Genomic DNA, 20,120 nt, shown 5'->3' with positions numbered 1-20,120 from the left:
TTATGTTACGTCTTTATACTAAATTTTGATGTCATAAATGTTAAATTATATGCGATATCTTAATTCTTAATCAAATAATATAGTCAGACGTATACAAGGGATGGGGAGAAAAACTATATTCGTATGTTGATTGCTCTGTAATGTGGTTTGATTTGAACTACATGAAGTGCATTGCTGAACTAACTTTAGCAATAACTTTAACGTAAACACGTTGGTAGCAAAACTGAGCTTTCACAAAGTCATTACATATTAATGAAAAGAATTTTATACTTATTGTTAATTCTTATTTCGTACGTGCAATTGGTATCGGCGCAACAAAAGCCGCAGTATACGCAATACGTTTTTAATAATTATCTGTTAAATCCTGCTGTTGCGGGTATTGAAAATTATACTGATGTTAAGGCTGGTTACCGCAGTCAATGGACAGGCCTGCAAGGGGCTCCTGTAACAAGCTATTTAACTATAAATGCACCCCTTGGCCAGAATTTTTTACAGGGCGATGCTACGGCTTTTCCGGCTAACGGAGGTATAAACCCTTCGAGCAGGTTATATACGCAAAACTATATGGCTGCCGAGCCGCACCATGGCATTGGCTTTATGGTAGTTAGTGACCAGGCCGGCCCTATTAATCAAACCAATATTGACGCGTCATATGCCTATCACCTGGGCTTGTCAGGTAATTTAAACCTGGCTGTTGGTGTTTCTGCAGGTTTTAATCATATCAGCTTAAATACATCACTGATCACACTGGAGAATCCGCTTGATCCGGCCATTAGTAACGGAAATAACAGCCAATGGAAACCTGACTTGAGTGTTGGCGGATGGTTGTATTCATCAAACTATTACTTTGGCGCCTCTGTACAGCAGCTGATACCGCAAAACCTTTACTTTAGCACCAACAATTCTTACAATCAAAGTAAAACAGTTCCTCAATATTTTGTAACAGGCGGAGTGAAACTTTTTTTAACGGATGAAATAACCCTTTTGCCTTCATTTTTAATAAAGGTGATTGAACCTACCCCAATTACTTATGATTTAAATGCCAAGTTTTCTTTTAGTGATAAGTTTTGGTTCGGAGGCTCCTACCGTCATAACGACTCATTCGGCGTATTAGCAGGAGTAAACGTAAGCTCGTTTATAAACATAGGGTACTCTTACGATATCACCACATCGGCTTTAAACACGGTAAGTAACGGCACCCACGAAATTGTGATAGGCATACTGCTTAATAACAGGTATAAGGTTACTTGTCCGCAGCACCTTTTCTAAGAAGTTCATAGTTGATGGTTCATAGTTCATAGTCGAAGTTTTTAGAAAGTTAGTGGTTCGTCTCCGCAAACTATTGCAGCTGCCATGAACTATGAACTATTTTACAGCTCCTTCCTCAGCCTTGCAACGGGGATATTCATCTGCTCGCGGTATTTGGCAACGGTGCGGCGGGCTATGTTGTAGCCGGCATCTTTAAGGATCTCGGTGAGCTTTTCATCGGCTAACGGATGGCGTTTATCTTCTGTTCCGATATGTTCTTCCAGGATCTTTTTAACTTCTTTGTTTGAAACTTCTTCGCCGCTTTCAGTTTGTATTGCTTCTGAGAAAAACGACTTTAACAGGAATGTGCCAAATTCAGTTTGTACATATTTTGAATTGGCAACCCTTGATACAGTTGAAATATCCATGTTGATCCTATCGGCGATATCTTTCAGGATCATTGGCTTTAAATTCTTATCATCGCCGGTCAGGAAAAACTCGTATTGGTATTGCATAATGGCATTCATGGTTTTTAAAAGCGTTTGCTGGCGCTGTTTAATTGCATCAATAAACCATTTTGCCGAATCGAGCTTTTGTTTTACAAACTGAACAGCTTCTTTTAGCTTTTTATCCCGCTGCGATGCCTTATCGTAATGCTCAAACATCTCCTGGTAGGAGCGGCTTACTCTAAGCTCGGGTGCGTTTTTTGAATTTAAGGTAAGGATCAGGAATCCATCGTTATTAGAGATGTGGAAATCAGGGATCACCTGCATCTGCTTGGTATTTACCTCGTTTGAGTCGCCGGGTTTTGGATTTAGCTTTAAAATTTCATTTACAACCGCTCTTAACTCATCCGAGTTCATGTTTAATGATTTTTCAAGCTTATCATAATGCTTACGGGTAAACTCATCCAGGTAATGCTCAACAACCATTATCGCTTTTTTTATGATCAGGTCGTTGGGGTCTTTTTTGCGCAACTGGATTAAAAGGCATTCCTGCAAGCTGCGGGCTCCCACACCGGCAGGGTCAAAGCCCTGGATAACCTTCAGCATTTCTTCAACCTCGTCATCTTCTGCAAAAACGTTTTGAGAAAATGCAAGATCGTCAGTAAGTGATGTTATAGGCCTGCGCAGGTAACCATCATCATCAAGGCTGCCAATTATCTGTTTTCCTATTCTGAAATCCTTATCTGATAACGGGAGAAGGTCAAGTTGCTGCTGCAGGCTCTCAAAAAATGAACTTTGTACGGCAATAGGTATTTCCTTTCGTTCATCCTCATCATCGCCATTCTGGTCATACTTTGATCCGTATTCATTTAAATTATCTTCCTGCAGGTAATCTTCAATGTTAAACTCATCAGCCTCGCCTTTTTCTTCATCACCATTATACGTGTCCTCTTCCGGGTCGCGATCGGGGTATTGTTCTTCCGGCTCGTTTAAATTAGTTAAGCTAAGGTCTTCAAGCGCCGGGTTTTCTTCCAGCTCCTCTTTTATCCGGGTATCCAATGAAACAGTGGGCACCTGCAGCAATTTTATAAATTGTATTTGCTGTGGAGAGAGTTTCTGTAAAAGTTTCTGTTGAAGATTTTGTTTAAGCATAATTAGATTTGTCAAAAATACATCAATTACTTTAACTAAAAAATAGCTAAAATAACTTGCTGTTAACAAAGCATATTAAATGCAAAAAAATAATTTGTTTGGATGTCAACAAAATTTATTCGTTACTTTAGATAAACAAAAATCAGGGCATATGGCTATAATTAAAGAATTTAAAGAGTTTGCCATGCGTGGCAACGTTGTTGATCTGGCTGTCGGTGTTATAATTGGAGCGGCTTTTGGTAAAATAGTTACCTCGTTAGTAGCTGATGTTATTATGCCTCCAATTGGTTTTATAACTGGCGGCGTTGATTTTGCTGAAAAAAAGATTGTTCTGAAAGAGGCTGATCCGGCGCATAAGATCTTAGAAAACGCAATACACTATGGTAATTTTATAAACGCTATAATTCAATTCCTGGTTGTTGCATTTTGTATTTTTATGATGGTTAAGGCAATCAATTCATTGAAAAAGGAGGAAGAGCCTGCACCTGCAGCTGATCCGGTACCTACTAAAGAAGAACTTTTACTTACTGAGATAAGAGATTTGCTGGCTAAGAAAGCATAATAGGTTGTTCATTAGTTCAATGGTTTACTAGTTCATTGGTCTTTTCGTTTTAAATATGATGAGACCAATGAACCATTGAGCTAATAAACCAATGAACTAAAAAGTTTTAGGCAGTTTGGGGTCTGTAAGTATTATATAATCGCCTTTGCTTGTAAACTTACTCCAGTCGGGGTTGTCAAAGCTATCATCAGCATAGGCAGCAATATTCAGGATGCGCACATTTGGCGCATATTTTTTTAATTGGGCAGCGGTACCTAATTTTTCTTCGCTGTGGAAGCTACCGTTTATCTGCAGGATCTTAAACCCGGGATGGCTTTTAAACAGTTGTGCTATGTTATATCCCATTGTAGCGTCCCAAAGGTTTTGCGCCTGGTACATTTTCATGTTTCCCATTGCACTATGTCCGCCCATTACTTCAATAAATTTATCATAATAAGCCCCTGTGGCTGTATCAATAGGTAATGGAGGCAGAAAGGCTTTGCCCTTTGCATCAAGCTGCTCCAGGCTGCCAAGTCCTAACCGGTTAACCATATTGGTATATCGGGCGGGTGTATTTGCTGCGGTAACGGGTATGTGATTAGTTTTAGCCAGTTCAATCATCGGGCGGTAGTCTTTATAATTATGCCATGCACGGGCTTCGGTAATAAAGTTTTTTTCGCGGATCAGGCCTGCCAGGTATTCATTAAGCGGGGTTTGGCAATCAGTTTCAAACATTTCCATTGATAAGGCCAATTTGCCTTTGTATTTTTCAGAAAGCTTTTTAAAAATGGCGTATTCAAGGTAATGCCCGGTTGAATCATTGTGCTCTTCGCCAAAAAACAAGACATCAGCTTTGTTCATGTCATTTGCTATTTCATCAAGCGTTACTGTTTTTTGCTTTAATGAGCTGTATATTTTATAATGAGCGGATAAAGAATCTTGTGATAATACGCATAGAGGAAGTAAGAGAAATATTATGAGTAAGGCTTTCATTATAAGTTGATTAGGTGCAATTAACAGGTTGATTTTTTTTAGAGAATCCTTAAACCTTTTCTCTGCAATATAATTAAACCAATCCAACTTAATCAACTCAATCTAACTCAATCAACTTAATCCAACCTCTTCAATTCAAAAAAGCAAAACAATATTTGAGAAATACTAAAAAATGACTACATTTGCGCTCTTGTTTTAAAAATACGAATAGAATAAAATAGCCATGAAAAGAACGTTTCAGCCCTCACAAAGGAAAAGAAGAAATAAACACGGTTTCCGTGAGCGCATGTCAACTGCTAACGGCAGGAGAATATTAGCATCGAGAAGAGCTAAAGGCAGAAAAAGATTATCAGTATCTGACGAAGGTAGCCATAAAGCATAAAGCTGGTTGCTTTGTCCGGATAGGGGCTTGAGCCGGTATATACTTAAATTTCGGTTCAGCATCAGCAACAATGTACACTTTTAAGAAAGAAGAACGGTTATGTAATAAGAAGCTTATTGACAAGCTTTTCCATAACGGTTCTTCTTTTTTATGTTATCCTTTTAAAGCATCGTGGCTGCTTATTGATGAGCCCATGCAATTTCCTGTGCAAATTTTATTTTCGGTATCAAAAAGGCGTTACAAGCACGCTGTTGACCGTAATTTAATAAAGAGGCGCATGCGCGAAGTCTACAGGCTTAATAAACAAAAACACTTATATGATACACTGAACAGCAGCAATAAAAAAATTGTGCTTTCGGTAGGCTTTATAGGTAAGGAAATTGCTGAGTATGATTTTTCAGAAAAAAAGATGCTGAAGCTTTTAACGCAGCTTTGTGATGAAATTTCAAAATGAAAGCGATCAGCAACATATTGAAGCTTATAGTTGGATCAATATTCGTTATCCTTATAAAAATATACCAGTACTTTATTTCACCGTTAACCGGCGCCTCATGCAGGTATACACCCACTTGTTCACAATATGGGGTTGAAGCTATAAAAAAGCATGGACCCTTTAAAGGCGGATGGTTAACTTTAAAACGTATTGCCAGTTGCAACCCCTGGGGAGGGCACGGGCATGATCCTGTACCATAAAAAATCATTGGTCATTGGTCAGTAGTCATTGGTTTGCATGTTAGCCGGGCCAGTTTTCACTAATGACCAATGACTAATGACCAATGACTAATATGATTTTACAAATTGAAACCGCCACCGCCTCTTGTTCTGTTGCATTAGCAAAAGATGGGATCGTATTGGGCTTTAAAGAGGTTAATGAGCGTAATTTGCACGCCGAAGTAATCACCAGATTTATTGAAGAAATAATATCAACAGCCGGTTTCAATTATCCTGATCTTGATGCTATTGCAGTGAGCTGCGGGCCGGGCTCATACACGGGCTTACGGATCGGGATATCAACAGCCAAGGGTCTATGCTTTGCGCTTGATAAGCCGCTTATTGCTATTGAAACCCTGGATGCCATGGCCTCCGGACTCATCAAAACGAATGAATACAGAGAAAAGGAAAGCCTGCTTCTATGCCCTATGATAGATGCCAGGCGAATGGAGGTTTACACAGCATTGTTTACCACCAGGGGCATTAAAGTGAAACCGACCACTGCTTCAATAATTGATGAAAACAGCTTTGGCGATCTTTTAAAAGAAAATGAGATCCTGTTTTTTGGCGATGGCGCCGAAAAGTGCTTTAATGTTTTAAATAAAAACCCTAATGCATCCTTTTTACCCGGCTTTGTAAATTCAGCAACTTACCTTACCCAAAAAGCGGCAGAGAAGTTTGCTAATAAGCAATTTGAAGACGTTGCTTATTTTGAACCGTATTATCTTAAAGATTTTATTGCCGGTAAAAAAGCGATGTAAAGGATTTTGGGTTTCGGATGTTCGATTTCGGATTTAGATATTATCAAACTTACGAAGTTTTCAAAACTTCGTAAGTTTTTCCCCTCCGCATTTCAAAAACTCCGAAATCTAATTGTTTGTTTTAAATATTCGTCCCCATAAGCGGCCTAAAAATCCTTTTTCACCTGTTGGAATAGAACTGGCGTTCATTGGATGCTCAATTACAGGCCCCAATTTAAGCGAAAAGCCTAAAAAGAAATCGGCGCCTGTAAATCCGCTGTTTTGAAAAGACTGAGAGCCTTTACTAAGTTGTGAGTGTATTAAACTGCCGGTTTGCGCTACTTTATCACTACCTATATAAAATTCAAAATTTGGTGTTTGAATCATAAACTGCGCACCCAGGTTAAACAGTTTTAAATCATCGTAGGTTGTGGTGAGGGTTAAAGTGTATTTTTTATATTGAAAAGGATTAACCAGGGCGCCTGTAAAACCAGGGTAAAATAATTCTTTAGATGCTATAAGAGTTGGCAAATATTGAAAGGTCTTATTATCATCGATCCAGAATTTTTTATGAACGCTTAACTCTGCCCTGCCATCAATTGGCGTATTAAATGAGGTTTGCATGGCGTTGCCATGTATTATTTTGCTTACAGCGTTATATACGCTGTCTTCCCGTCCTTTTTCTGATAAGCCATTTATAGTAGTAATATCATTAAATGCGCCCGCGTGCGAACGGCTGCTCCAGTGGATAAAGCCCAGATCTTTTATATTGCCCTGGATATAAAAGCTATCCTCCGTTCTGAAAGTTGCGCCTAATGATATTGCTGCGCCTGGGCTACGTAAAGTTGGTAAATAATCACGGGGAGTTAAATGGCCGGGAATATAATTGGTATAATAAGTTCCGTTCAACCCCAGTATGGCCGAATCATTAGCTTTATCAAAAACTATTTGTGAGCTTTTAATATTCAACTCTTCATATTGGATCCCCAGCAATGCACTTAACTTTGCACCGAAAGTGAATTGCTTATTGATCTTTTCTTTATAAGTAAAACTTATTTGGTGGTATGACTGAAAATGGAAGTTGTTGTTAAAAATGTTTGAATAATCTGTTCCGCTAAAACTTCCGGCACCGTTTAATAAGGCTATCGACTCATCAGTAAAGATCCCCTTCCCTTCCGCTTTGGTTTGTGCTGAAAAGCCCAACTCAACATCTCCGTTAAGGCTCGAAAACATTTTGAACATAATAACATAAGCATTCACATTAGTATTTACATGGTTGAACTTGCCCTGGTTGATCAATAATGCCGAATTATCATACTTATTGTTAAAGGCGCGGCTCTTTAATGTTGCCTGTGCATTGCCAAGTAAAAAAAAGTTGGCGTTAAAATTTGGTACCAGGAAATTGGAGGCAAATTGTTTGCTTGAGTCAGTAATGAAAGCTTTTTGGGAAGGGTTTTCAAAGGAGTCATACAAACTACCGGTGTTATACTGGGAAAATTGTTGGCCAAAAATTTTAACGGAGAATGATAATAACAAAAAAACAAGTAAAATCTTCTTCATAGATCGCGTAATGCCGTGTATTTTATATTCGTCTTAAAGATAAAACTCCAAACCGATTAATTGAAAAATAATAACAATTATCCATTTTAACGGGATTGGGGCTTTATAGTTGTGTGAACAGTCACTATTTTAATTTATAAGCAACCGTATCTGTGCTCAGTTTCATGCAAAAATTGGTGTAAAAATTTTTGTCAACCGCAGTAAACTGGAACGAGGCCGCATAAAAGTCTTTCCATCCCGGCTCAATTGATTTAAAATTATCATATACACTCGCATCCATGTCTCTCTCAAGTATCGGCTGTGCATTTTTAAAATTAAAAAAGAAAGAAACATTGCTTTGTGCCGCCAGCAAATTATCAAACTGGTTATATTGTTCGTTTTTGTTTAAAAACTTACGGTTTATATAGATGTCGTAATAGCTTGCCAATTCAGCGCTGCTGTTGGCAAGTATTAAATAATTATCAATAATTGTAAAATATGGTTTTTTGAAAATACTGAAAGCATCACCCAATAAAAAAAACGGCAACTTGTCATAACTTAACTGCCCGGTGTTTTCATTGTTCATGGTACTTATAGCTGTTATAATTAACTTAAGCTTTGATCCGTCTTTTACCGATACGATGGCGAATTTTTCAAAATAACGGGTTGTTACAATAGCAAACTCATTTCCAAGCAAATTATTAAACTCGGTTTTTATTTTTATGGACGCGTCAGCTTTTATTTTACTGAACAGTTGATCTCTTTCGGTTGCGAGCCCTGTTTTATTTTGCCAGTCTGTTAGGCTGGCGCCAAATTTTAAGGGGTTTGAAACAGAAAAATTGGTACTGTATGCAGTTGTTGAAGGAAGAATATCCTTTAAGTGATTAATAACCGCCTGCTGGTTTGCAAACAGGTTTAAATAGCTTAAAGGGCTGTTATTTTGCAGCGTTGTTGATCCGTTAAACATAATCGCATCACTCCTGTAGTTCAGGTTTAATGCGGCTAGTGCCGGCAGCTGCTTAAAGCTTTTAAAAATATCAGTATTTTTATTTTTAAACAGCTGATCAAATAATGGCGACAGTCCGCTGTAATTTATATACAGGTTGGCCAGTGAATTATTGCTTTGTTGTTCGGATAGTAAAACAAAGGTTTCTTTATCGGTTCTGTTTTTATGAGAGGCGCTTTGATCTATCAATTCTTTTGAAAAGCTGCCTGAAAAAACATTGTTCCCTTTATTTATCAGGTAAAAACGTTTTTTAAGTACGTTTATATAAATGTTATAGCCGGATCTTCCTGCAGTGCGGATAGGGGTGATCAACAATCCGCTGTTTGGTTGTTTACTTAACTGATCAAACAGATCTGGCTCAAATCCGTTTGCCGGCGACATTGAAAGCAACAAATCAATGCCGTCCTCTTTTGAAGGATGCAGGGAAATGAATATGTTTTGGCCGGTAAAATATTTGATTAATATTGAATTTTGAAGTAGCTGCTGCCTTAAGGTATCTAACAAACCCAGCTTTTGTTTGCCAATAACGGCAGCAAACAGTTTATTATCTTTAAAAATATCATAAAAGCCCTTGTCGTTATTAAACTCAAATATCAGCGCTGCATTACCAGGTATCGAATGCATTACCTGGCTGGTGCGCGTGCCCGGCGGGTTTAAGTTTTTAAAATAAACAACCGTTACATACGCAGTAGCTGCCAATAAAATCAGGGTAATAATTATTTGCTTTTTCATTGCTGCTTGCCTTGCAAAGGTAGTTTTTTAAGTTGATTAAGTTAGATTAGGTTGGTTGAGTTGATTATGTTGTTGCTAATAGTTGCTGAACTACAACTGCAAGGCTGCAATCCATTTTAGCTAATGTAACTTTCAAATCATTTTAACTCAATCAACCTAATCAACTCAATCAACCATTCACCAAATTAATTAACTTAGCCCTCTATAACTTATGAAGAAGAAAATATTTATTACCGCCTCAATCCTGGGTGCTTTAGCAGTTATTGCAGGTGCTTTTGCTGCACATGGTTTGCAGGGACATTTATCAGTAAAGGATATGCAGGTATGGAATACTGCTGTTCAATACCAATTTTATCATGTATTTGCCTTGCTGGCTTTATCAAACCTGTACAGGGATAATACCAAACTTATTAACGAATGCTATTATCTTTTTACACTGGGAATAGTGTTCTTTTCCGGCTCATTATATCTGCTGGCAAGCCGCGAACTACTGGGCTGGGGTTGGTTGCACATAATTGGCCCGGTAACGCCGCTTGGCGGCGTACTGTTTATTGGGGGCTGGATAACTATGGGTGTAGCTGCTTTTAAAAATAAATAATTTAATGTTAGAGTTTGCTGAAGCACATTATACCGACCGTGAAACACTTTTTGTTGAAGTGATTTTGCCTTTGGCAATTGCCAAAAATTATACCTATCGTGTTCCTTATGAAATGAACAACACGGTTGAGGTGGGCAAAAGGGCCGTGGTTCAATTTGGTAAAAGCAAGCTTTACACGGCAATTATTGCGTCAATTGGTAAGCTGGCCCCCGAAAAATACCAGGCGAAATATATCATTGAAATATTGGACGATCGCCCGGTAGTTACCGCTGAACAGTTGAGGTTTTGGCAATGGATGTCGGAATATTATATGTGTACTTTGGGCGAGGTGATGAATGCCGCGTTGCCATCAGCATTAAAACTGGCCAGCGAAACAAAGATAATGCTGAATAAAGAGTACGACGCAGATCGCACCGATCTGAATGATAAAGAGTTTTTGATTGTTGATGCACTTGATATCCAACCCGAACTTACAGTTAGCGATATTGTAAAGCTGCTGGGGCAAAAAACGGTTATGCCCATTTTGAAATCGCTCTTCGAAAAAAATGTGATCCATATATCAGAAGAGGTAAGCGAGCGATACAAGCCGCGTACCCGGAGTTTCATAACGCTTAATCCTATCTATCAAAACCAGGATAACTTAAGGGAGCTATTCGGAATTCTTGAAAAGCGGGCCCCAAAACAGGCGGATGCCGTACTGGCCTACATAAAACTTTCACGCCATCAGAAAAGTATCTCGAAAAATGAGCTGATTGAAGAAAGCGGCGCTGGTGCTGCGAGTATTAAATCGCTTGAAGAGAAAGAAGTATTTGTTATTGAGGAAAAGAACGTAAGCCGGCTGTTTTTTGAGGAAGAAGAGCTTTACAGCAACTTTGAACTAAGTGAACAGCAAAGCGCCGCACTTGTTAATGTTAAAGAGCAGTTTAAACAAATGGATGTTGTGCTTTTGCATGGGGTAACCTCATCAGGCAAAACACAGATCTATATCAGGCTGATAGAGGAGATGATCAACTCAGGCAGGCAGGTCTTGTATTTACTGCCCGAGATTGCGCTTACCACGCATATTATTGAGCGCCTGCGCGTATATTTCGGTGCCAGCATTGGGATCTATCACTCCCGGTTTAATGACAATGAGCGGGTTGAGGTTTGGCAAAAAGTTATCAGCAATGAATATAAGGTTTTGCTGGGCGCTCGGTCGGCGGTGTTTTTGCCGTTTAATGACCTGGGTTTAATAATTGTTGATGAAGAGCACGAAACATCGTACAAGCAATTTGACCCCGCACCGCGCTATAATGCCCGTGATGCCGCCATTTTTTTGGCTAATATGCACAAAGGGAAAGTGCTGTTAGGATCGGCCACACCGTCATTCGAAAGCTATTACAATGCGAGGATAAAAAAATACGGATTAACTGAGCTTTCCGAAAGATACGGTGGTGTAAAGCTGCCCGAAATTGAAGTGGTAAGCATTGCAGAAGAAACCAAACGAAAAACCATGCAATCGCACTTTACAAGTGTGTTGATGGGGGATATTAATAAAGCTCTTGAAAATAAGGAGCAGGTGATCCTGTTTCAAAACAGGCGCGGGTATGCGCCGCTGCTGATGTGTAAGATCTGTGCCTACACTCCAAAATGTATTAATTGCGATGTTAGCCTAACCTATCATAAAAGTAGCGGTAAGCTGCATTGCCATTACTGTGGTTATAAAGAGGATGCACCACAAATTTGCCCGGCCTGCGGATCAACCCATCTTGAATATAAGGGCTTTGGGACCGAAAAAGTTGAAGACGAGCTGGCGATGATTCTACCCGATGCCCGCATGGCCCGGATGGACCTGGATACTACCCGTTCCCGCAATTCATTACAAACTATATTGAATAACCTCGAAGAAAAGAAAATTGATATACTGGTAGGTACACAAATGGTGGCCAAAGGGCTTGATTTTTCGGATGTTACCGTTATTGGGATCATTAATGCGGATAGCTTATTGAAATTTCCTGATTACCGTGCTAATGAACGCAGCTACCAGATGCTGGCACAGGTTAGCGGCAGGGCAGGGCGCAGGGGCAAGCAGGGTAAGGTAGTGATCCAAACATATGACCCTGCACATAGGGTGATAAAGCAGGTTATTGAAAACGATTATAAAGACTTGTATTTTACGGAGATGGAAGAGCGTAAAAGCTTTAAATATCCGCCATTTTACAGGATCATTAACCTAGATATAAAACATAAAGACCCCGAAATTGTACATAACCAATCCATCTATCTGGCCAATGAGCTCCGTAAACAATTTGACGACAGGGTTATAGGGCCTGAATTTCCCTTGATTGGCCGGATACGGAACTATTATATTAAAACTATAATGCTGAAATTTGAAAAAGACGGCATCTCTATCAATAAGGTAAAAATCATCATCAGGGATATAATTACTCAGTTTCAAACTACTAAACTGAGTAAGGGAAGTATTGTACAGCCAGATGTTGATCCGTATTAACTTAGCGGGGTTTTATCGAATCTATGCTGATTTCTGCAACACCTGGTCCGGGATCATTAGCAACCTGGCTGCAATAAAACCTTGTTTTTAGTTTATGATAAGAAACATGTATTTTTAAATTATTAACTTGGTATTGGGCATTTAAATCCAGCGGACTATAGATGCTATCTGTTCCTGAAGTTTTTATTTGCCAGCCACATCCGTCAGCAGCAGTACTTCCGGTATTAATAACGGTAGCATCTTCGTTTAAAAGAGTGGTTTTATCAACACTGTTTTTTTTGAAGGAGAATGTTATGATTAAAGATAAAACCAGGATGCAAATAAATGTAAGTGGGTTGAATAGTTTCATGCTTTGTTTTTTTAACTATACGGTAATTAATATGATTGTGCTACAATAAAAATCTTTTTTAAAGATATTTTTTTAATAATTGGCAATTATAATTTAATTAATGCGAATTTATGATAGTTTTTATTTTGTTATAGTTAATTTGTTGTGATTAATTTGTAAAACATATATATAATTTATGAGTGAGCATCACTATAAAGCAATTATTACCTGGACAGGAAACCAGGGTAAAGGAACCAGTGACTACCGGGGTTACGAAAGAAGCCATTCCATAAATATTGATGGAAAACCAACTATTCCCGCTTCATCCGACCCTTCATTCCGTGGCGATAGAACAAGGTATAATCCCGAAGAATTATTAGTTGCATCGCTATCGTCATGCCATATGCTTTGGTATCTTCATTTGTGCAGCGTAGCCGGAGTTATTGTAATTGATTATACCGATGAAGCAACAGGAACCATGGTTGAAGCAGCGAATGGCAGTGGATATTTTAAAGAAGTTACTTTACATCCAACTGTTATTGTAAGCGATGAATCAATGATTGAAAAAGCAAATGCTTTGCATCATGAAGCTAATAAAATGTGTTTCATTGCTAATTCTGTTAATTTTCCGATACTTCATATTCCAGCGTGCCGTGTTAGAAATTAAACCAATATGCGAAAACTGCGGCAAAGCGCTTCCTGGCAATAGCAGCCAAGCAATGATCTGTACTTTCGAATGCACTTTCTGTAAAGATTGTGTTGATAATATACTATTCAACGTTTGTCCAAATTGTGGTGGCGGATTTGAGAAGAGACCATTAAGGCCAATCCACCTTTTAGAGAAATATCCAGTAAGTAAAACTGAATATTTGAAACCTGTTGATAAGGATAAATTTCAGTCGATGCTTGATAAGTATAAAGGAATTGATCCTGATAAAAGATAATGTCAGTAAAATATTAGGCGATAAATCAGGGAGATAAAATTATAAAGAGGCTATCTGAATTCTAAAAAGTTATTAATGCCAAAAACCTGCTAAATTTGCTGGTATAATGGCTCATAAGTACATAGACAATTACCGCGAAAAAGGTGCGCGCAAATTACTGGTTGAAGAATTAAAGAAAAAGGGAATTGATGACGAACGGGTTTTAGCCGCAATAGGCAATGTAAAGCGCCATTACTTTTTTGATGAAACTTTCTGGAACCAGGCTTATAAAGATATTGCCTTCCCGATAGGCGAGGGGCAAACTATTTCGCAACCCTATACTGTTGCTTATCAAAGCCAATTACTGCATATTAATAAAGGGGATAAGGTGCTGGAGATTGGCACAGGCAGTGGCTACCAAACTTGTATCCTGCTTGAACTCGGTGCAAAAGTTTACACCATTGAAAGGCAGGAGAAGCTTTATAACCATACCCGCCAGGTTTTACCGCATATAGGCTATAAAGCTAATTTTTTTGTTGGTGATGGCTCCATCGGGATAGCTAAACACGCACCTTACGATAAAATAATTGTAACCGCCGGTGCGCCGACAGTTCCGGATGTATTATTAAAGCAATTGAAAATTGGCGGAATCCTGGTTATTCCAGTAGGCGATGAACAATCACAAAAAATGGTAACCATAATTAAAGTTGCTGAGCACGATTACGAAAAAATTGTACTTGATACATTTAGATTTGTACCGCTGGTTGGGGATAAAGCTTGGTAGAGGAGATTTCGAATTTCGGATGTTTAATTTCGGAGTTGTTTTTTTAGATAGATTTATTTAAACCAATGTTTATCCTGTGTTTTTAAGGCATCATTTTAAAATTAAATCCGAAATCCGAAATCAAAATTATCTTTTCATCGCCCTATCCATTTCAACCTTAGTATCACGCTCTTTCAAAGTTTCGCGTTTATCAAAGGTCTTTTTACCCTGGGCAAGGCCTATCTCCAGTTTGGCGAAGCCACGCTCGCTGATGAAGAGAGCGAGGGGTACTATGGTTAATCCTTTTTCTTCGCCGCGGGTTTGGAGCTTTTTTAGTTCTTTTTTGGTGAGTAGTAAAATCCGGTCGCGTTTGGCTTCGTGGTTGTAGAATGAGCCAAAGCTATATTCGGCAATATGCAGGTTGCGTACATAAAGCTGGTCGTTTATAAAAGTACAAAACGCATCGTTGATATTGGCTTTGCCATCGCGGATAGATTTAATTTCGGTACCCAGCAATTTTATGCCTGCAATATATTTATCAAGTATATGGTACTCAAAATAAGCTTTCTTGTTCTTTATATAAATATCCTGGTTCATCACGGCCTCTTTTGCTGCAAATATGCAAATTATTTTTGTGGCTTAACTACCAGTACCGGTACGTTCACCTTATGGCGTACAGAATTAACAGTTGTTCCAAAAATCAAATCTTTTAATGCCTTGTGCCCGTGCGATCCCATTACTATAAAATCAATATCCTGGCTGTTTACAATTTTGGCTATTGAGCTTGCCGCACTGCCGTAACCTATTTGGGCCTTTGCCTTGTAACCAAGTTTTACCAATGCATTAACGTAAGTATCAAGGTTATCAACATCGCTTTGTGTTTCATGGTCCATTACTTCGGTGCCATAATAGCGTGCACCCGCTGTTTCAACAATATGAATTAAAGTGTAATGCGCTCTTTTGCCCCCCTGCATAATGGCATTCCTTATGCAATCCGTATCATTTTTTGAAAAGTCAATGGTTACTGCAATATTGTGGTACACAATAGGCTCAATATCTTCAATTGTACTGGCAAGGCCGTGGGGCACCTGTGCCGGCAGATCTGTATGTTTAAATAATATCGGCCTTAAAAATACATATATCAGTAATAACGCAATGGCTATAATCAGGGGTGTTGCCAACCCGTAGATCCATATAGTAGCCGATGGATATTGTGTTATCCAGTCGCCTATTTGCTGATAAACTAATTTTGCATTTAAACCCACAATTACAATAGCGCTTGCCCAGGCCAGTATTTTAACTTTAAGGCTGATTGCAAATTTACCCATTCGCTTCTTATTTGATGTAAAATGAATAAGCGGAATTACAGCAAAGCCCAATTGCAGGCTCAATACAACCTGGCTTAATATAATGAGGCTGCCCAAGCCGCTTTCGCCAAAGTAAATAATCGTAAAAACGGCAGGTACTATGGCCAGTATGCGGGTTAGTAAGCGCCGCAGCCAGGGTTCAATCCGCAGGTTAATGTGCCCTTCCATAATTATTTGCCCGGCAAGCGTGCCGGTTATGGTTGAGCTTTGCCCCGAGGCAATTAAAGCTATCGCAAAAAGGGTAGGAGCAGTAGCACCAAAAATATGTTCGAGCAGTTTATAGGCATCCTGGATTTCAGCAACCTGGAAATAGCCATTTTTGAAAAATGCTGCTGCGGCTAATATCAATATGGCAGCGTTAACAACAAATGCCAGGTTTAAGGCAATAACCGTATCGAAAAGGTTAAATTTAATAGATGCTTTGATCCCTGCATCTGTCCGGGTTATTTGCCTGGTTTGCACTAAGGATGAGTGCAGGTATAAATTATGCGGCATTACGGTTGCCCCGATTATGCCAATGGCGATATATAAAGCGCTGCCGGATAAATTACCCGGAATAAATCCTTTGGCTACGCCAGCAAAATCAGGCCCGACTATAAACATCTCCACTAAAAAAGAAATCCCTATAATAAATATCATCGACATGATGAATGCCTCGAGCTTGCGCATGCCTTTATTCATCAGGAACAACATCAGCACTGTATCGGTAATGGTAAGCGATACGCCCCATATTAACGGCAGATGGAATAATAGCTGTAATCCTATAGCCATCCCGATAATCTCGGCAAGGTCGCAGGCTATAATAGCTATTTGGGCCAGTATATAAAGGCAAAAATTTACAAAGCGGGGATAGGCATTTTTTGAAGCTTGCGCCAGGTCAAGTCCGCGCACTATACCCAGTCGTGCGCTGAGCGATTGCAGTAACAATGCGATCAGGTTTGATGCAAACAAGATCCAGATCAGCCTGTAGCCAAACGCACTGCCACCGGCAATATCTGTAGCCCAGTTACCCGGGTCCATATAACCAACACTTACCAGGTAGGCGGGGCCTAAAAAGGCTAAGATCCTTTTCCAGCCGGTTTTGCTTTCGGGATTTATTGAACTATGGACATTTGCTAATGAACGGTCGTTTTCGTTACTCATAAAGTGATCAATAGATTATTTGCTACTTCGCGGCTTATTTGTACGGTTTTGGTTTCAAGTTGTAATACCATTGAGCGGTCGAACTCAATAATATCTTCAACCTTTATTTTTTTTCCTATGGTAAGTCCCTGTTTTTCCAGGTATTGTAAAAAGCCTGCGGAATGATCGCGCACCCCGCAAATTATCCCGCTTTCATTAATTTCAATAGCAGATACAGGTTTCAGGTCGTGGACTTTAATTTTACCATCACAATCGGGGATCGGGTCGCCATGCGGATCATATTTGGGGTAACCCATAAATTTATCAAGGCGGTCTATCAGTTCATTTGATGAAATGTGTTCCATTTCTTCGGCCATTTCATGTACCTCGTCCCATTTAAAATTCAGCTTCTCAACCAAAAAGAATTCCCAGAGCCTGTGCTTGCGAATAATATTGATAGCGATCTTTTCGCCCGGGGGCGTAAGCGTAACGCCCTGGTATGGTGTGTAGTTGATAAGTTCCTTGTCAGCCAGCTTTTTCAGCATATCCGTTACTGATGATGCCTTAGTATTTAATAAGGCTGCAAGCTGGTTAGTGCTTACATTCTCGGCATTAAGGGATAGGTGATAGATAGATTTTAAGTAGTTTTCTTCGGCTAATGTATTCATTTATACAAATCTAATAATAAATTTAGACTAATCTAAATTTTATTTAAAAAAGAATTTCTTTCGGTTAAATGCGTTTTTTGAAAAATTTTATTTTGTGAATTAACTAAAATATTATATTTGCCGTATTATGGGTGCTGAATTAGACAAAATAGACCTGCAGATATTAAAGATATTGCAAGAGAACGGAAGGATAACCAACCTCCAGCTTTCAAACGAGATAGGGCTTTCGCCTGCACCGACCTTAGAGCGGGTGCGTAAGCTGGAAAATGCTGAATATATAAAGAGCTATCACGCTTTGGTTGATGAAGAAAAACTGGGCCTGGGGATAAAAACCTTTATCCAGATCTCGCTGGATTTTCATCAAAAAAATACTATCCAAACATTTTTGGACGAGATCCAAACCATTAAAGAAATTACCGAGTGCCACCACGTAACCGGCCAGTGCGATTTTCTGTTGAAAGTTTACGTGCGCGATATTAAATCGTACGAGCAACTGATCATGGAAAAGATCAGCCGCATTACCGTGGTTAAAACTTTCCAAACCATGATGATCATGTCAACCAGTAAGAAGGAGCCGATAGTGCCGCTGGAATATTAGGAGGATGTGCGGATGTGTAGATTTTTGATGTGCGAATGAAAAGTAAGTAATTAAGAGATTACTAAATTCATCTGAACATACATACATTCTCATATTACTTTCCTCATCCGCACATTTGCATATCCACGCATCTGCACATCTTCTCAATGAATCTGCCAATCAACTGGCTTTTTTCCCTCTTTTACAAGTATTTCATTTGTTTTTGAAAAAGGCTTTGAGCCGAAAAATCCCCGGTCTGCTGAAAATGGTGATGGGTGAGGGGATTTGATGATGTGGTGTTTGGTTTGATCAATCAATTCGGCTTTTGCCTGTGCAAAACTGCCCCAAAGTATAAATACGATCCCTTCTTTTTCGTCCGAGATCTTTTTTATCACTGTGTCGGTAAATGTTTCCCAGCCTCGTTTTTGGTGTGAGCCCGGTGATGCAGCCCTGACGGTAAGGCTGGCATTTAATAATAGCACACCCTGTTCGGCCCATTCTGTAAGGTCGCCATGGTTTGGGATAACAAAACCGGGAATATCAGTAGCCAATTCTTTATAGATATTTCTTAGGGATGGCGGTATAGTAATGCCCTTTTGTACGGAAAATGACAGGCCGTGCGCCTGGCTCTCACCATGGTAAGGGTCCTGTCCAAGTATAACTACTTCCAGCTTATCAAGCGGGGTTTTGTTAAATGCGTTAAATATATCAGCGTTTTTGGGGTATATTTTGTAGCCTGCATCTTTCTCTTCCTTTAAAAATTTCTTCAGATCAGCCATGTACGGCTTATCAAATTCATCACTCAAAACTTTCAGCCATGATGGCTTTAATTCTACTGCCATAAATATTTATATAGATGTTGATTTAGCGTACAAATAAACGGATATTTGCATACTAATTTTTAGTTTTTAAAAAGATGTCAAATATAGTAAGGTTAATTATTGCCTGTGTAGTTTTAGGTGCTGCTGTTGCACTTTGTGCCTTTGGATTTTGGGGCTGGGGCATACTGGTATTGTTTTTAGGTGGCTTTGTATTGTTAAGTTACTTTTTTAATGAGAACATGATCATTTCACAATGGTTTTTAAGAAAGGAAAAATCAGAGAAGGCCGAAGAATGGTTATTGAAAATAACCGATTACGAAAAACAGTTGAATAAAAATCAATGGGGTTATTATAATTTATTAATTGGCCTGGTTGAATCGCGTAAATCACCTTTGAAATCAGAAAAGTATTTCAAGAAGTCGCTAACACTAGGTATGAAAATGTCGCACAATACGGCATTGGCTAAGTTAAGCCTTGCCGGTATTGCTATGGCAAAGCGCAACAAGCGTGAAGCGCAGATGTATTTGCAGGAAGCGTCAAAAGATGATAAGAATAAATTACTTACCGACCAGATAAAGATGATGAAAGGCCAGATGGCTCAGATGGATAAACAGGTAGTAAGAGGCGGATATCGCCAGTATTAAGATAATTTATAAAAATGTCCCGAAATTCATCGGGACATTTTTATTTCTCTTCAATTGAGCTGTAATAATCAGGCTCAGACGAGTGGTGCTGGTTAGGTGATACATACCTGTCGGCGATAAATGAACTCTCCTCCGAAGGATTTGCCACTTCAACCATTTTTAATAAACTTCTGATAAATGACAGGTTAAAGTTGCTTCTGTTCAGTTTTATCAAGTATTCTTTTTCGGTTATTTCTAATATTGAGTTTGTCATAACTATATTCATATGTGTTGTTTACAATATTAAGCATCTGCAAATACACTAAAGTATCATTGATTTTATCATTTG

Annotated in this window: 23 protein-coding genes; 13 read left to right on the top strand and 10 right to left on the bottom strand. The window is 39.0% G+C overall.

The window, feature by feature from the left end; genetic code table 11:
- Positions 1 to 252 precede the first annotated feature (252 nt).
- Positions 253 to 1,269, top strand: a complete 1,017-nt coding sequence (locus BUE31_RS06630; protein ID WP_073401375.1) for a PorP/SprF family type IX secretion system membrane protein — start codon at positions 253 to 255, stop codon at positions 1,267 to 1,269.
- Positions 1,270 to 1,370: 101 nt separating this feature from the next.
- Here BUE31_RS06630 and rpoN read toward each other — a convergent pair whose 3' ends face one another.
- A complete protein-coding gene (gene rpoN, locus BUE31_RS06625; RefSeq protein WP_073401746.1) occupies positions 1,371 to 2,846 on the bottom strand; it encodes an RNA polymerase factor sigma-54 in 1,476 nt (491 codons plus the stop codon).
- Between the two features lie 151 nt (positions 2,847 to 2,997).
- On the opposite strand from rpoN, the gene mscL reads away from it, so the two are divergent.
- On the top strand, positions 2,998 to 3,408 hold the full coding sequence (mscL, locus tag BUE31_RS06620) for a large-conductance mechanosensitive channel protein MscL (RefSeq protein ID WP_073401744.1): 411 nt from the start codon (positions 2,998 to 3,000) through the stop codon (positions 3,406 to 3,408).
- Positions 3,409 to 3,504: 96 nt separating this feature from the next.
- Here mscL and BUE31_RS06615 read toward each other — a convergent pair whose 3' ends face one another.
- The gene (locus BUE31_RS06615) at positions 3,505 to 4,380 is read right to left on the bottom strand and encodes a ChaN family lipoprotein (protein ID WP_073401742.1); all 876 of its coding nucleotides are present in this window, start codon (positions 4,378 to 4,380) and stop codon (positions 3,505 to 3,507) included.
- Between the two features lie 223 nt (positions 4,381 to 4,603).
- Between BUE31_RS06615 and rpmH the strand changes: the two genes are divergently transcribed.
- The 4 genes from rpmH to tsaB all read left to right on the top strand — a co-directional run bounded on the left by rpmH (position 4,604) and on the right by tsaB (position 6,234).
- Entirely contained in the window at positions 4,604 to 4,762 is a 159-nt protein-coding gene (gene rpmH, locus BUE31_RS06610) for a 50S ribosomal protein L34 (protein ID WP_073401373.1), read from the top strand.
- Between the two features lie 70 nt (positions 4,763 to 4,832).
- A complete protein-coding gene (rnpA, locus tag BUE31_RS06605; RefSeq protein WP_073401371.1) occupies positions 4,833 to 5,216 on the top strand; it encodes a ribonuclease P protein component in 384 nt (127 codons plus the stop codon).
- Positions 5,213 to 5,455 carry a membrane protein insertion efficiency factor YidD gene (gene yidD / locus BUE31_RS06600; RefSeq protein WP_073401370.1) on the top strand — a complete coding sequence of 81 codons (243 nt, stop codon included), beginning with the start codon at positions 5,213 to 5,215 and terminating at the stop codon, positions 5,453 to 5,455. Before rnpA ends, yidD begins: the two co-directional genes overlap by 4 nt.
- Positions 5,456 to 5,538: 83 nt before the next feature.
- Positions 5,539 to 6,234 (top strand): tRNA (adenosine(37)-N6)-threonylcarbamoyltransferase complex dimerization subunit type 1 TsaB, encoded by a 696-nt coding sequence (gene tsaB, locus BUE31_RS06595; RefSeq protein ID WP_073401368.1) that lies wholly within the window; start codon positions 5,539 to 5,541, stop codon positions 6,232 to 6,234.
- Positions 6,235 to 6,342: 108 nt separating this feature from the next.
- Here the strand turns inward: tsaB and BUE31_RS06590 are convergent, their stop codons facing one another.
- Both BUE31_RS06590 and BUE31_RS06585 read right to left on the bottom strand, forming a co-directional pair.
- On the bottom strand, positions 6,343 to 7,773 hold the full coding sequence (locus tag BUE31_RS06590) for a DUF5723 family protein (protein WP_073401366.1): 1,431 nt from the start codon (positions 7,771 to 7,773) through the stop codon (positions 6,343 to 6,345).
- Between the two features lie 124 nt (positions 7,774 to 7,897).
- On the bottom strand, positions 7,898 to 9,490 hold the full coding sequence (locus BUE31_RS06585; protein ID WP_073401365.1) for a hypothetical protein: 1,593 nt from the start codon (positions 9,488 to 9,490) through the stop codon (positions 7,898 to 7,900).
- Between the two features lie 211 nt (positions 9,491 to 9,701).
- On the opposite strand from BUE31_RS06585, the gene BUE31_RS06580 reads away from it, so the two are divergent.
- Complete coding sequence (locus BUE31_RS06580; RefSeq protein WP_073401363.1) at positions 9,702 to 10,088, top strand: DUF423 domain-containing protein; 387 nt, start codon at positions 9,702 to 9,704, stop codon at positions 10,086 to 10,088.
- A gap of 4 nt (positions 10,089 to 10,092) precedes the next feature.
- Positions 10,093 to 12,579 carry a replication restart helicase PriA gene (gene priA / locus BUE31_RS06575; protein ID WP_073401361.1) on the top strand — a complete coding sequence of 829 codons (2,487 nt, stop codon included), beginning with the start codon at positions 10,093 to 10,095 and terminating at the stop codon, positions 12,577 to 12,579.
- Position 12,580: 1 nt separating this feature from the next.
- On the opposite strand, the gene BUE31_RS06570 is transcribed toward priA, so the two are convergent.
- A complete protein-coding gene (locus BUE31_RS06570; RefSeq protein ID WP_073401359.1) occupies positions 12,581 to 12,928 on the bottom strand; it encodes a hypothetical protein in 348 nt (115 codons plus the stop codon).
- Positions 12,929 to 13,103: 175 nt separating this feature from the next.
- Here BUE31_RS06570 and BUE31_RS06565 point away from each other — a divergent pair, with 175 nt between their 5' ends.
- The 3 genes from BUE31_RS06565 to BUE31_RS06555 all read left to right on the top strand — a co-directional run bounded on the left by BUE31_RS06565 (position 13,104) and on the right by BUE31_RS06555 (position 14,614).
- On the top strand, positions 13,104 to 13,574 hold the full coding sequence (locus tag BUE31_RS06565; protein ID WP_073401358.1) for an OsmC family protein: 471 nt from the start codon (positions 13,104 to 13,106) through the stop codon (positions 13,572 to 13,574).
- Positions 13,480 to 13,851: a DUF1272 domain-containing protein gene (locus tag BUE31_RS31655; protein ID WP_410503965.1), complete on the top strand. Its 372-nt coding sequence runs from the start codon at positions 13,480 to 13,482 to the stop codon at positions 13,849 to 13,851. Before BUE31_RS06565 ends, BUE31_RS31655 begins: the two co-directional genes overlap by 95 nt.
- A 106-nt stretch (positions 13,852 to 13,957) precedes the next feature.
- Entirely contained in the window at positions 13,958 to 14,614 is a 657-nt protein-coding gene (locus BUE31_RS06555) for a protein-L-isoaspartate(D-aspartate) O-methyltransferase (RefSeq protein ID WP_073401354.1), read from the top strand.
- Positions 14,615 to 14,740: 126 nt separating this feature from the next.
- On the opposite strand, the gene smpB is transcribed toward BUE31_RS06555, so the two are convergent.
- Genes smpB through BUE31_RS06540 form a run of 3 tightly spaced genes read right to left on the bottom strand, consistent with a single transcriptional unit; the run spans position 14,741 to position 17,750 of the window.
- Positions 14,741 to 15,190, bottom strand: coding sequence for an SsrA-binding protein SmpB (gene smpB, locus BUE31_RS06550; RefSeq protein ID WP_073401353.1), 450 nt, complete (start codon positions 15,188 to 15,190; stop codon positions 14,741 to 14,743).
- A gap of 29 nt (positions 15,191 to 15,219) precedes the next feature.
- Positions 15,220 to 17,103 carry an Nramp family divalent metal transporter gene (locus BUE31_RS06545; RefSeq protein ID WP_073401351.1) on the bottom strand — a complete coding sequence of 628 codons (1,884 nt, stop codon included), beginning with the start codon at positions 17,101 to 17,103 and terminating at the stop codon, positions 15,220 to 15,222.
- Positions 17,100 to 17,750, bottom strand: a complete 651-nt coding sequence (locus BUE31_RS06540; RefSeq protein WP_073401349.1) for a metal-dependent transcriptional regulator — start codon at positions 17,748 to 17,750, stop codon at positions 17,100 to 17,102. Before BUE31_RS06540 ends, BUE31_RS06545 begins: the two co-directional genes overlap by 4 nt.
- 127 nt (positions 17,751 to 17,877) lie before the next feature.
- Between BUE31_RS06540 and BUE31_RS06535 the strand changes: the two genes are divergently transcribed.
- Positions 17,878 to 18,348, top strand: coding sequence for an Lrp/AsnC family transcriptional regulator (locus BUE31_RS06535; RefSeq protein WP_073401348.1), 471 nt, complete (start codon positions 17,878 to 17,880; stop codon positions 18,346 to 18,348).
- A gap of 143 nt (positions 18,349 to 18,491) precedes the next feature.
- Here the strand turns inward: BUE31_RS06535 and ung are convergent, their stop codons facing one another.
- The gene (gene ung / locus BUE31_RS06530; RefSeq protein ID WP_073401346.1) at positions 18,492 to 19,169 is read right to left on the bottom strand and encodes a uracil-DNA glycosylase; all 678 of its coding nucleotides are present in this window, start codon (positions 19,167 to 19,169) and stop codon (positions 18,492 to 18,494) included.
- Positions 19,170 to 19,243: 74 nt separating this feature from the next.
- Here ung and BUE31_RS06525 point away from each other — a divergent pair, with 74 nt between their 5' ends.
- Positions 19,244 to 19,792: a hypothetical protein gene (locus tag BUE31_RS06525; protein WP_073401344.1), complete on the top strand. Its 549-nt coding sequence runs from the start codon at positions 19,244 to 19,246 to the stop codon at positions 19,790 to 19,792.
- Between the two features lie 40 nt (positions 19,793 to 19,832).
- Here the strand turns inward: BUE31_RS06525 and BUE31_RS06520 are convergent, their stop codons facing one another.
- Positions 19,833 to 20,045: a hypothetical protein gene (locus BUE31_RS06520; protein ID WP_143167029.1), complete on the bottom strand. Its 213-nt coding sequence runs from the start codon at positions 20,043 to 20,045 to the stop codon at positions 19,833 to 19,835.
- Between the last annotated feature and the right edge of the window lie 75 nt (positions 20,046 to 20,120).

It is taken from the genome of Mucilaginibacter sp. OK098 (genome assembly GCF_900142915.1).
Lineage (GTDB): Bacteria > Bacteroidota > Bacteroidia > Sphingobacteriales > Sphingobacteriaceae > Mucilaginibacter.
This window is presented reverse-complemented; position numbering and strand designations above follow the sequence as displayed.